The 13,029-nt window shown below is 44.7% G+C and carries 12 protein-coding genes; 6 read left to right on the top strand and 6 right to left on the bottom strand.

The window, feature by feature from the left end; all coding sequences use genetic code 11:
* Positions 1-3: 3 nt before the first annotated feature.
* From moaA to mutM, 3 genes are all read left to right on the top strand, one after another.
* A complete protein-coding gene (gene moaA, locus HUB64_RS21245) occupies positions 4-987 on the top strand; it encodes a GTP 3',8-cyclase MoaA (RefSeq protein WP_131524425.1) in 984 nt (327 codons plus the stop codon).
* Between the two features lie 90 nt (positions 988-1,077).
* Positions 1,078-1,533, top strand: a complete 456-nt coding sequence (locus tag HUB64_RS21240; protein ID WP_105250745.1) for a hypothetical protein — start codon at positions 1,078-1,080, stop codon at positions 1,531-1,533.
* Positions 1,534-1,569: 36 nt separating this feature from the next.
* Positions 1,570-2,385: a bifunctional DNA-formamidopyrimidine glycosylase/DNA-(apurinic or apyrimidinic site) lyase gene (mutM, locus tag HUB64_RS21235; RefSeq protein ID WP_173497806.1), complete on the top strand. Its 816-nt coding sequence runs from the start codon at positions 1,570-1,572 to the stop codon at positions 2,383-2,385.
* A gap of 72 nt (positions 2,386-2,457) precedes the next feature.
* Here mutM and HUB64_RS21230 read toward each other — a convergent pair whose 3' ends face one another.
* Positions 2,458-3,933: a capsule assembly Wzi family protein gene (locus HUB64_RS21230; protein ID WP_173497805.1), complete on the bottom strand. Its 1,476-nt coding sequence runs from the start codon at positions 3,931-3,933 to the stop codon at positions 2,458-2,460.
* Positions 3,934-4,023: 90 nt separating this feature from the next.
* On the bottom strand, positions 4,024-4,515 hold the full coding sequence (coaD, locus tag HUB64_RS21225) for a pantetheine-phosphate adenylyltransferase (protein WP_105250747.1): 492 nt from the start codon (positions 4,513-4,515) through the stop codon (positions 4,024-4,026).
* A gap of 284 nt (positions 4,516-4,799) precedes the next feature.
* Between coaD and HUB64_RS21220 the strand changes: the two genes are divergently transcribed.
* Entirely contained in the window at positions 4,800-5,870 is a 1,071-nt protein-coding gene (locus HUB64_RS21220) for a glycosyltransferase (RefSeq protein WP_173497804.1), read from the top strand.
* Between the two features lie 356 nt (positions 5,871-6,226).
* The gene (locus HUB64_RS21215) at positions 6,227-7,399 is read left to right on the top strand and encodes a glycosyltransferase family 4 protein (protein WP_173497803.1); all 1,173 of its coding nucleotides are present in this window, start codon (positions 6,227-6,229) and stop codon (positions 7,397-7,399) included.
* A 48-nt stretch (positions 7,400-7,447) separates the two neighbouring features.
* Here the strand turns inward: HUB64_RS21215 and HUB64_RS21210 are convergent, their stop codons facing one another.
* From HUB64_RS21210 to HUB64_RS21200, 3 genes are all read right to left on the bottom strand, one after another.
* Positions 7,448-8,539 (bottom strand): CDP-glycerol glycerophosphotransferase family protein, encoded by a 1,092-nt coding sequence (locus tag HUB64_RS21210; protein WP_173497802.1) that lies wholly within the window; start codon positions 8,537-8,539, stop codon positions 7,448-7,450.
* A 24-nt stretch (positions 8,540-8,563) separates the two neighbouring features.
* On the bottom strand, positions 8,564-9,649 hold the full coding sequence (locus HUB64_RS21205) for a glycosyltransferase (protein WP_173497801.1): 1,086 nt from the start codon (positions 9,647-9,649) through the stop codon (positions 8,564-8,566).
* A 91-nt stretch (positions 9,650-9,740) separates the two neighbouring features.
* Positions 9,741-10,784 (bottom strand): glycosyltransferase family 9 protein, encoded by a 1,044-nt coding sequence (locus HUB64_RS21200; RefSeq protein WP_173497800.1) that lies wholly within the window; start codon positions 10,782-10,784, stop codon positions 9,741-9,743.
* 98 nt (positions 10,785-10,882) lie between these two features.
* Here HUB64_RS21200 and HUB64_RS21195 point away from each other — a divergent pair, with 98 nt between their 5' ends.
* Complete coding sequence (locus HUB64_RS21195; RefSeq protein WP_173497799.1) at positions 10,883-11,638, top strand: 3-deoxy-D-manno-octulosonic acid kinase; 756 nt, start codon at positions 10,883-10,885, stop codon at positions 11,636-11,638.
* Positions 11,639-11,664: 26 nt separating this feature from the next.
* On the opposite strand, the gene waaA is transcribed toward HUB64_RS21195, so the two are convergent.
* Positions 11,665-12,930 (bottom strand): lipid IV(A) 3-deoxy-D-manno-octulosonic acid transferase, encoded by a 1,266-nt coding sequence (gene waaA, locus HUB64_RS21190; protein ID WP_173497798.1) that lies wholly within the window; start codon positions 12,928-12,930, stop codon positions 11,665-11,667.
* Positions 12,931-13,029 lie beyond the last annotated feature (99 nt).

Below are 13,029 nucleotides of genomic sequence, written 5' to 3'. Positions count from 1 at the left end.
TTTATGAGTCTAATTGTGGATTCCTTTGGCCGTAAGGTCGAATATTTACGGCTCTCGGTCACCGACCGCTGCGACTTTCGCTGTGTTTATTGCATGACGGAAGATCCCTGTTTTCTGCCAAAGGACCACGTACTCCACCTCGAAGAATTAGCTTGGATTGCCCAAGCCTTTACCGAGCTTGGTGTGACTAAAATTCGCCTGACCGGCGGTGAGCCCTTAGTTCGCACCGATTGCGACCAGCTAGTGGGTCTGCTTGGCAAACTGCCTGGGCTGACGGATTTATCCATGACCACTAATGGTTCAAGGCTGACAAAATTCGCTAAACCCATGTTTGATGCAGGATTAAAGCGCCTCAATATCAGCCTAGATACCTTAAACCCCACACTGTTTACTCAGCTAACGCGTAACGGCAAATTAGACAGAGTCATCGATGGTATTGATGCGGCTATTGCGGCGGGATTTGAACGTATCAAGATTAATGCAGTGATTTTAAAACAACAGAACGATAATGAAGTTATTGATTTAGTTGATTTCTGCCGTGGCCGCAACTTAGACATCGCCTTTATCGAAGAAATGCCGCTTGGCGAAATGGATGAGCGGAAACGCGCCCGTCATTGCAGCAGCGATGAAGTAAAAGCCATCATCAATAGTCACTATCCGCTACAGCTTTCCAACAAACGTACCGGCGGCCCAGCACGTTATTACACTATGGCCGACAGCCCAATCCATATCGGCTTTATCTCGCCCCACAGCCACAACTTCTGCCACGAATGTAATCGCGTGCGCGTCACAGTCGAAGGCCAATTATTGCTATGTTTAGGCAATGAACATGCCGTTGATCTCAAAAGCATAGTCCGGGAATTTCCGGCTGATATTGAAAGATTAAAAGTCGCTATTCTCGCGGGAATTAATCTCAAACCTAAGCAGCATGACTTTGGCAATAATCAGGTACAAATCCTACGCTTTATGAACGCCACAGGCGGTTAAGCATCACCACTCCATCGCTTAAGGGCTAGCATCTCAATTTGGCCGTGATAAACTCGAAGCATCACCCCATACTTAGCGTCACACATTTCTATGGCCTTAACTCGTAAGCAATGGAATAACATCATCATAGTCGCCTGCGCCTTTATGGTCGCCGTGCTGACTTTTATGGATAACAAAACCAATAATGTTCCGAGTGATGCTCAGCGACTGTTTGACGATAATGCACCGCTTTCACAGCTGCAACTCGACGGGTTATGGCTGCACAAGCAAGCATCACAATGGGAGTGCGACACTAAAGTCCTCAACTGTGATGAATGGGCAAAGGCGTGGCAAACCATACGGGTATCCCCCTTAACCGCCGCGCCAGAAACCACAGATAATCCGCAAGAATTAGTTATACAGATTGCAGATATCCGCGATGCTCAACTGTGGATCTATTTTCCCAATGAAGGCGCCTTAAAGTCTCCCGCAGGTAATTGGTATTTAGTACCACCGAGTTTAAGATCTAAACTGCAACCGATCCTCGATGCGAAACCCGCAACTTAAATGCCACCCCATTTTACTTAAGATAAGAAAGAATCCATGCCGGAATTACCAGAAGTTGAAGTCACCCGTCAGGGTATTGCCCCCTACCTTGTCGAGCAAACCGTAGTTGATCTTGTGATCCGCAATGGCTCGTTGCGCTGGCCTGTGCCTGACATAGCCAAACAGATTATCGGCCAAGTTATACGCCAAGTGCGACGCCGTGCTAAGTATCTGTTAATCGACACTGACGCGGGTACTAGCATAGTGCATTTAGGCATGTCGGGAAGTTTACGGATTTTGCCCCACGATACCCCAGTGGAAAAGCATGACCATATCGACTTAGTGCTCGCCAACAGCCGCATTTTACGTTTTAACGATCCAAGACGATTCGGTGCTTGGCTATGGTGTGAACTCCCAGAAGAAGCGCATCCATTACTCGCCAAACTGGGGCCAGAGCCACTGACCCATGCCTTTAATGTCGCACAATTAGCGGCAGCTTTAGCGGGCAAGAAAAAGGCCATCAAACTCTGCCTGATGGATAATCATATAGTGGTGGGAGTGGGTAATATTTACGCCAATGAAGCCCTGTTTGCGGCGGGCATTCACCCAGAGGCCGAAGCAGGTAAAATCGATATCGAGCGTTTGACCGTTTTAGTTGCAGAAGTGAAGCAAATCTTAGCCCACGCCATTAAACAGGGTGGCACCACGCTGAAAGACTTCACCAATGCCGATGGCAAGCCGGGCTACTTCGCCCAAAAACTGCATGTCTATGGTCGCGGCGGTGAAACCTGCACAAGCTGCGGTAACTTGCTGAGTGAAATCCGTTTAGGCCAGCGCACCACAGTATTTTGTGGCATTTGCCAAACACGCTAATATTGCGTTATTTATAAGCCAAAATGCCAAGCAAGTGCTTGGCATTTTTCGTTATTTAATCAATTATATCTGTCAAAAACGATACTCAAAACTGCTAAATAGCGTGGCATTTGTATCATTTTCTTGAACTTCAAATTCCGATCTCGATACTGTTCCACCTAAGCTCCACATGCCTTTCCACACAGGCATACGGTAAGAAAGCTCCAGCATCAATAAATCTTCTTTTGGCGGTTGTGGTGCCCAAGTGTTCGCCACATTGGAGCCATCTTTATTCAGCTTCGCATAACGCAGCAACGAGGTAAAACCACGGCTGTTATTAAACTGGCCAACTAATCCAACCACGAACACTTGTGCATCGCTATCATAGGTAGAACCCAAAGCACGACCATAGTAGCGAGCACCACTCAGATAGACAGGATCCTCATAGAAACAATTGGCACTATCACCATCGCATTTTACATAGGTGTCCGAATATTCCATGAACAACTTAAACTGCTTACCCGATGTGCCAAAATGGGTATCAATCCCCCAAAGTGAGCCGCAGTCACTACCATTTTCACAACTATGTTCGAGATATAATCCAACAGGGATATCCTGCAAAGTATCGGCATAACGCATATCAATACTTTGAGTTCTATGGCCTGCATCGCGGCGCTCATTCGGCGCACAATCATTTGTACCATCGATACAAACAGCATTACTCGCAACCGAATCCCACCAAGAGTCAAAGTTACAATCTTGGCCCTCACCACAAAATAAGGTCGACCAAGACAATCCCACTTCTAACTGTTTAATCGGTCTTGCACTTAAGCGCATATCCCACTCAGCCGTCTTAGGCACAGCACGATCCACTTCAGTTAAGCTAAATCCGGTTTTAAAGGTCCAAGGGCCAATCCAAGATAACCAAGGTGTTTCAAAAGCCGCGGCATTGTTACGGCTCAAGGTTAACGATGACATAGGGCGGGCGTTATTAGAACGATGTAGAGCCGAGTCAAACCCCGGTCCCCACCACTGCTCAACCGCGCCTAAGGTTGCGATCCAATTGCCAAAAATGATGGCAAAATAAGACTCATCAAGGCGGAAGTTTTTATTATCTTGCGGATCATAGGTTTCTGCCACCGTCGCCTTATAAGCAACACGCGATCCTAAATACTCGTAGGAGCCCAGCACTTCACCTTTCTCGCGATAGCCAGAACCATAATGTTGAAAGCGAGCAGGATCAGATGCTGCCGATACTTTTATCCGTGCATTACCACGATTATCGACAGCATTTTGATAATAAAAATTAACCCGTGCAAAGGCTTGTACTAAAGAGGGAGAAAGCAGCTCAGGCTCAATTTTCGCTAAATCACCACCAATGCCTGACCACATCAATGGATAAGTATTCACAGGCACAGTGATCACACCCGCATCAGCAAGTGCTTGAATGTCAGCTCTAAGATAAATATCAGAGGCATCGACCCAAGGTGCAGCAGCAAGCATTGAAGAAAAAAACAGGCCAGAGGCAATGCTAGTAGCAAGGATCGTGGGGGGAAAAAAAGCCTTCATAACATCCTTTTAAGTATCATCACAAGGCAACAATGCCTCAAAGTTAACACAAAACTCCTACGTAAAAACTATCTAGTTCGCAGGTAAAATCTAAGGTTTAACCAACTTAAGCTTTGCCGCCAATGCAGCCGTTACTTCAGGGTGAACAAACTGGCTCACATCGCCACCATGCAAAGCGACTTCCTTTACTAAGGTTGAAGAGATAAATGAGTTTTCCTCGGCAGGCGTTAAAAACACGCTTTCCAGATCAGGGCTCAATCTGCGATTCATATTTGCTAATTGGAATTCATATTCAAAGTCGGATACCGCGCGTAACCCACGCACAAGTACACTGGCCTTTTGCTCCTTGGCAAAATCCACTAGCAACCCCGAAAACCCCACCACCTCGACATTATCCAAATGAGCAGTCACCCGATTGACCAATTCAACTCGCTCTTCAAGGGTGAATCTAGGCTGCTTGGAAGGATTAGCCGCAATGCCAATCACCACATGTTTAAACAGTTTAGCCGCACGCTCAATCAAGTCGGCATGACCATTGGTGATAGGATCAAAAGTTCCTGGATAAATAGCTCTTGTATGCACTTTGCTGACTCAACTCACATGGATGCCAAAAATCATTGCTCGCCAGTCTACTCGTTTTAGCCAAGCGAGTGAATAATCGCAGCAAAAACGACTTTAAATACCGATAAAAAACTTAAAAATAAGCAAGAACGCTATTGATTAAGCCCATGTAAAGGCACGAACAGGTATAATGTTGCACGAAATTAAAACCGACCACATACAATGTTGCTCCCCCTGTTTAACGATATACACTGAGCAGTGTTAGGTTTAAAAAACGACGTTTGAAGACACGCAGAAGAGCATATATGAAGAAAATCGCGATTTTTTGCCATAACTTTTTCTCCAACGGCACAGTGAAAGTCGCCTTGTCGCAGGCAGAAGTGTTACAGGAAGCAGGACAAGATGTGCATTTGTTTGTGTTTCACAGGGAAGGCGATTTTATACCTCCGCAAAATGTGACCATTCATTATCTGTTTGAAGCGGGTCAAAAACCTTCGCTACAGGAGCAGATACAACAACTCAAAGCTAAAGTGAGCGCCGCCGAAAAAACGGGCAAGTTTTCACTCTTTCTAAGTAATTCAACTGACTGCGATGTTGTTGTTTCCGGCTGTCATTTCGATCCTTGCTACTACTTCTGTCATTGTGCGTTAAAACAAGAGTTATTGATGGAGTTAAAACGCGGTCCAGTACACTTCTGGCGCAGATGGAAAAAAGCCAAGGCTCTGATCGGCAAAAAAATCATCACAGTCTCAAATGGTATTGCCGACGAACTCAGAGCCACTTCTTGGTTAAAACCCCAGAGCGTGCAAACCATCTACAACCCTTTTCGCTTAGAAGAAATAAAAATTAAGACTCAAGAAGTTATCGCCGAAATTCCCAATGAGCCTTATATGATCCATGTGGGTAGAGTCACTCGTCAAAAGCGCCATGACATTCTCTTCAAAGCATTGAGGGATATGCCGACAGCACCTAAACTCGTGCTTCTCTGTAATCGACCAAATAAAGCGCGTAAATTAGCCAAAAAATACGGTGTTGAGCACCGAATTATCACACCCGGTTTTCAACATAATCCCTATGCTTGGATTGCCAACGCAGAATTAATGCTACTGAGCTCAGATTTTGAAGGCTTGCCAACGGTAGTCATTGAGTCATTGGCCTGTGGCACCCCCGTCGTAAGCACTGACTGCCCTCACGGCCCGAATGAAATCCTTACCGGACATTTAGCTAAATATTTGGTTCCCGTTCGCCAACCTGCATTGTTGGCACAAAAGGCTCTGGAATGTCTGGCATCGCCTCCATCGCTTGAAGACCTTGCTATTCTTAAAGCCGTAGATAGTCAAAATATTGCAAAGCAATATTTTGACTTAGCCGAATAAATATCTTTATACGGTAAAAAGTAGAAACTCTATTGAATATAAGTAGAGTTTCTACTTAACCTCCAACACCTGTTACACTCTGATACAGTATGACGGCTCATTTGAATTAGCCCCCGAAAACACAATGCATTAACAAATGCATCAAACAAAGAGTGATAACACACAGAAATACAATACATTTAGCCTGTATAATTACTATTATTGAACATCGATAAAACAGTTTATTATAAGGTTAACCATTCTGTATTTATGAATAAATAAATTCATTGATAGTCTATTTGAAAAATATCAAAATACTTCCCATCAAATAATTCTACCTAAGTAGAATTAGCAATAAATGATTTTTTGGGGTAGTAATGAGTAAGCTTAAAGTGGCTTTATTAGTTGATGAGTACTTTGGTGGTACAGGAACAGTGTATGGTGGATACGGTTTTCTAGCACGCCACTTAATCGCCAAACACTTACCCAACGAAAATATTGAAGTAGAAGTGCTGATAAAAAAAGACTGCAGCAAGCAAAGATTAATACCTCGTCGCTATATGATAGATGGCATTAAAGTTTACCGCTTAGCGGCTAAGTTTATGGATTTCCTTAATATTAGGTTTCTGAAAAAGAAGAATTACGATATATTTCTGTCAATAGAAATGACAACCCACTCATATCGTATTCTAAAAACTATCCCCAATATTGATAAAAAACTCCTCTTTTGGGTTCAAGATCCAAGACCTGATTATGAATGGGATGAAATTAATACCGTAAAACTTTTCCCTGAGAAAAGTTATTGGGACAGTAATATTTATCAGTTTGTTCATGACCTTTGGGCGGCAGGGAAAGTCTCATTTATTTCTCAGGCACGCTTTTTAGATCGTAAAGCCAGAGATCTCTACAATCTCGATGATAAAACAGAAATCAAATATTTACCCAATCCTATCGAGATCGATCATAATTTCGATGTAGAAGCACACCCGAAGAAAAATCACATTATCTTTCTGGGACGAATTGAGTCAGTCAAACGTGGTTGGTTATTTTGCGAGATAGCTAAACTGATGCCTGAATATGAATTTTTCATGTTAGGTCAGTCATTTAGGCAGTCAAAGAAAAATCAGTCCATCATGAATGACTACCTAAATATTCCCAACCTACATTTTGTAGGGCATGTAGAAGGCGATCGAAAAAACCAGCTAATCAAAGATGCTAAAATTTTAGTCAACACTTCAATTCACGAAGCTCTACCAATTTCTTTCTTAGAAGCGTTATCTTATGGCACCCTTCTCGTCAGTTGCCGTGACCCCGACGAGCTGACGAGTCAATTTGGCGTATTTACAGGTACAGTGCTCGGAGATGGTTTTGATAAAGTCGATTTATTTGTCGATGGTATACGCCATCTGATGGAAAACGAACAACTAAGACAAGAACTCGCGGTTAAGGCAGTTGACTACATCAAAGCAAACCACAGTATTGAAGATTTCCAGAAAAATATGCAAGAAATCATCTTTAAACTGGTTGAAGAAACGAAACTGCAAGGCTAACAAAATGGGCCGATATTTCAATATCGGCCCATAAGTAACGACAACTAGCTAAAACAACTTCCAATAACCTAGCTTGCGCCGCATCTTAAAATGGCGCAACAAGTTCAATGGTTTAGGTTTTAGCCAATCTGTGCCTTTATCAATCAAAGCATCTGTTGCGGCTAAAACTCGCTGGCTAGATTGACCATCGCCCGTAGGGTGAATTTGATTGCAATAATCATGGATGTGCGCCATCAAATCATCAGGACGACTCAGTGCTCGCGTTAATGCAGATTCAATATCCTCAACCCGACTGATATCGATTAAATGATCTTTCGGTGACTGATTTTTAAAGGTCACCACTGGTTTTCGCTGCATTAAAAACATCAACAGAATCGATGAAGTGTCACACAACATCACATCCCCCGCCTGCAACAAAGGGATCACATTATCAGTTTCAACAAACTGTAAATTCTCGTTTTCTAAAGCCTTGTACTGCTCAACAATCTTAGGGTTCATCTTTGGATGAAATTGCACGAGCCAGCGCCATTGGCTCTTTTGCGACAGGGCTTTAATCTGCTCAAATACCACAGGTGCGCAGGTCAAACTTGGGGAAAATGTTGAGCAAAAGAGTACTACTGGCCTTGGGTCATCAGCTTTGATATAGGGATTATCTTTATTCTCAAGAAATAGGGGGTCGAGCGCAGGCCATCCCGTTTCAACGACAGTAAAAGTACCAAACTTTTTCTCTAGTTTCAGAAAGGGCAGAGTCGTCGCAGGGCCTTGGGTACAATACAAATCAAAACAATCTCTGATTTCGAAGTGATCTTCTCGGCCCTTATGATTCATTTTACCCGCATTAAATCCATGGAATACGCCCACTTTAACCCCAGGAATAAAACGAGGGACAACGTTCCCAGGGACGAATACCGCATCTGGTTTCCACGCTTTCACAGCATCGATGCTCTGCAAGCGCAGTTCATCGGTTTTTAAAAACTTAGGATCGACCTCATTTCCCTCTAAGAACCAGCTAACCTCATCACCTCTTTCCAAAATGACTTGTTGAAGTGGCCTTAACATCGCATAGGAATAGTTTTGCGCTATGTAAAATAAATAACGTCTTTTGGCTTGTTTGGCTTGTTTGGCTTCTTCCACAAGCATGCTCCTAAAACACAAACGAATAAATTATTTTGCCAATGCTAAATATTGTTCGGCAATTAAGGTCGCATCGACTTTGGCCAAAATCTCAACCTGCTCGAGGGATGGCGGCAAGCTAACAACCTCGTCTATCATTTTAGCTAACGCTTTGGGATCACGACGCGGCACGAGATAAGGCACTAAATTCCCCGTTAAAATTTCACTGGGTCCATGTGGGCAATCAGTGCTCACAACAGGAGTCCCACAAGCTAAAGATTCAATCAAGACTGTCGGTAAACCTTCAAAATCAGAGCTGAGCACTAATGCCTTAGCCTGCTTAATCCATGGAAAAGGATTACTTTGAAAACCGGGAATAATTAATCGCTTTTCAATACCAAACTTTTTCGCTGCTTTTATCGCTTTTTTGTGGTTATGACACAAGAGCACGACAGGAAGTTGATTTTGCGTGAGCTTGAGGGCTTCAAACAACACATCATGGCGCTTTTGCTTAGCAAAGCGACCGACATGAATAAGATAATCTCCCTGAGGGATTTGCGGATTATCTTGCTGTGATTGAGATGTGATTTCGTTAAATTCAAATGGATTATAGATAGTTTGCATAGATGCTGGATGCAAACGACCTTTATCTTTAATCTCCTTTGCAATGCCATTTGAGACAGTAATCAAATGCTGGCCATTGAGCGCTTTTTTGGATTTTAGCTTCTTGAAATAAGCAAACGGTCCCAGTTTAAATTGGCGGCTCAACTCTTCTTCTACAGAAGAATGGACTATGACATAAAGCGGTGAAACACCGGTTTTGGTCATCATCAAATTGGTTTTATCTAAGTTTGATAAAAACAAATCAAACTTGCCCACTTGAGATTCAATTTCCGCGATTTTTGCGCTGAGTTTGTTAACCGAAGCATTCAATCGCCCAAAATGGTCGAAATCTTTATCCTTAGGGGCAAAACATTGATGAATGGGTAAGTCATCTGGGATTTCATAATAGCGATTATCTTCCATGACTAAAAAATGCGGCTCATGCCCTAAGCGAATAAATTGCTTGGCTAAGGTAATCATGACCTTTTCGGCTCCGCCACCCGCTAAACTGTCAATGGCAATGGCTATCCGCATGATTTATCTCCTAAATGATATTCTGAATACCCACCGCTAATGCAGCGATATTTCAAGAGTGCTGAACAAGAATGCACGATACTAACAAGCCTTAACTGAGTGTCTGCTGAACCACTAACTCAAACTTCTCAATCACGGCTTCAACACCGATCAAAGCCATCAAATGCTCGCCTTTGGCGCGAGTTCCCCACTTAATTTGTCCACTATGTTGCGATCTCATGGCCTTATCATAGGCACTCACCACATATTGCTGCGATAGGTAAGGACCTGTGCGCCCAGGATTGGAATGGGCATATAAACCAATGACTGGGGTACCTTGGGTAACCGCCATATGCGCAGGGCCCGTATCCGGAGCTAACACTAAGCTTGCGCGTTTTAGCAGGGCCAATAATTGAGTCAGACTGGTTTTGCCCACTAAATTATCGATTTTAGAGGGACACGCCTGCAAGATTTGCTCTGCTAAATCCTTCTCAAGCTGCGTTGGACCACCGCACAGCATGACTCTAAACCCTTTCGCAATCGCATGGCTCGCAACGGCGGCATAACGCTCTGGTAACCAGTTACGTTCTGCCTTACTGGCTGCAGCGCAAATGATAAAGACTTTTTCATTGTCTTTAATCTGCGTCTGGGCAAATTCAGTATCCGCAATTGGCACAGGAATATGCCATTGAGGAGTGAGATCGTTAACGCCAATCGCCTTAGCGAATCCCATAAATCCTTCGAGCACATGGGGCTTGGCCAAGGGCTCCACCCTGTGATTTGTCACTAGCCACTGACCTTCTTTGGCGCGGGCACGATCGAAGCCTATGCGCACCTTTGCCGAAATGGCTAATGAAGCCAAGGTAGCACGTAGCGCAACCTGCATATGCAGCAGCACGTCAAAACGTCGGCCTTTTAAGGCCTTACGCAAATTAAAATAGCTGCGCCATCCTTGAGATTTATCGAAAATAACAAACTCAATGCCGGGTAAATACTTCAACAATTGATATTCGAGTTTACCGATCACCCATGTGATTTTGAGCTCGGGGTATTGCCGCTGAATCGCCTGCACCATAGCCACGGCATGACAGACGTCACCGATAGCGGATAAGCGCAGCAAACAAAGGGAATTCATGGTATTGGGATTTAAACTCATTGGGATTGAAGCTAAAAGCTCTTAAGGTTATTTGGCGCAAGCTAAGGATCTTAATGTAGAATGGCCCTAGGTGCCACGCTTAAGTCAACAAATCTCCGATGAATGCTCAGATACAGCTCATAAAAACCGCCCAAGGTCACATGGCAGTTTGCCAAGATACGCCAACAGATATCGATCCCGCGTGGTTCTCGGTGGATTTTTGGCGGGCTAAAAATGCTGTCGTCGGCTCATCCAAAGGCCGCTACACCACTTGGTTTGTGGCTTTTGAGCACAGTCATTGGGTATTGCGTCATTATTGGCGTGGCGGCTTAATGGAGAAATTCAGCAAAGATGCTTACGTTTATACTGGCCTCGAAAATACCCGCGCCATGGGTGAGTTACGCTTATTAGACATTTTGTATCGCGAAGATTTTGCTGTACCTAAACCGATTGCCGCCAACATAGTGCGTGATGGATTATTTTACCGCGCCGATATCATTATCGAACGGGTCGAAGGCGCCGAGGATTTAGTCGCTAAACTCGGCAAAGGGGTCATGAGTACTGAGCAATGGCAAGCATTGGGAGCAACTATCGCCCAATTCCACCAGCGTGGTGTGTACCACGCCGACCTCAATGCCAAGAATATTCTGTTCCAGCCCGCACAAACTGAACCCTTAACGCCAGAGCGGTTTTATCTTATCGATTTCGACCGTGGTGAGTTAAAAACACCGAGCCCGCAATGGCAGAAATCGAATCTAGACAGACTGTTACGTTCCTTTAATAAAGAACAAGCCAAGCTACCAAACCTTGCCTTCACCGCTGATAACTGGTCATCACTGCTGCTGGGCTATCAAGCGACGATGCAAAGCGCCTGATCCACTAAACAAATTATCTTGTTGAATTAAGCGGTTATTAAAGATTGCGCGAGAAGAAATTGTCGTTGCAAGGCACCGCGATTTGCCTCAACCACAGCCAATCCCGCGTTTGCCGCCTGAAGGCGTAACTCAGATTTCGCAAAATAGGCAATCAAGTTAGCCGCCAGTTCATCCGCCGAAGTGACAACCCTTAACCCACCAGCATCCGCCAACATCTGCGTAATTTGGGCAAAGTCCCAATGGTTCGGCCCCACCATAACAGGTACGCCCATAGCAACAGGCTCCAAGGGATTATGACCACCGTTAGTGATCAGCGTACCACCGACAAAAGCTTGATCCGCGGCGCCATAAAAGGTCAGAAGTTCACCCATGGTATCGCCTACCAGCACTTGAGTCGTGGCCGTCACAGGAAGATTACCGCTGCGGCGAACAGATTCAAAACCTTGGCTGGCAACAAACTCAGCAACGGCAGAAAACTGCTCAGGATGACGCGGTGCAATAATCAGCAAGGCATCAGGCCACTGAGCCAATAATTGCCTATGGGCGGTGAGCATGGCGTCAAATTCTCCAGGATGCACACTGCCAGCGACCCAAATCGGCGAGGTTTCACGCCCCCAAGTCTGACGCAACAGCTTGGCATTGGCTAAACGCTCGGGCGTAATACTGAGATCAAACTTCAAGCTACCGCATACTGTTACTCTGTCCTGCGATACACCTAACTCGATAAAACGCTGCGCTTCCACTCGAGTCTGCACCGCAATAACATCGAGTCGTTGCAACATAGGTCGACTGAGTTTAGGGCGCTTAGCATATTGCGCCGCCGACTTGGCCGACAGACGTGCATTGGCCAACATCAAGCGCACACCTCGCTTGGCCGCTAAGGCAACCAAGTTAGGCCACAGTTCGGTTTCCATAATGATGCAAGATTTAGGTGAGACTTGGCGCAAGAAACGCCGCACACACCAAGGTAAGTCAAAGGGTAAATAACAATGCTGCACTGAGTCACCAAAGGCTTTACGCACTTCGGCAGACCCTGTTGGGCTGGTTGTGGTAACCGTAATGCTTAACTCAGGGTGTGATTGCATAATCAAACGGATCAATGGGATTGCCGCAAGCGTTTCACCCATAGACACAGAATGGACCAGTACATCCGTCGATTTAAGTCGGGTTAATCCAAAACGTTCCCCCCAACGACCGCGGTAATCAGGGCTTTTAATAGCACGAAATGCTAAATAGACGATTAGCAAAGGGGATAATAAATATAAGATCGTGGAATAGAGAAAACGATTCATTAAAAACGTGCTTATGAGTTTTGCCTGATGAATAGCGGCAATGTTAGCATATGCACCAAATTAGGGATAATTTACCAGCAGTTCGGCGGTCGTTGGTTA

Origin of the sequence: Shewanella sp. ISTPL2 (assembly GCF_013283205.1) — a bacterium.
Classification (GTDB): Bacteria; Pseudomonadota; Gammaproteobacteria; order Enterobacterales; family Shewanellaceae; genus Shewanella; species Shewanella oncorhynchi.
The sequence above is the reverse complement of the archived record's forward strand: the minus strand, read 5'-3'. Positions and strand labels throughout refer to the sequence as shown.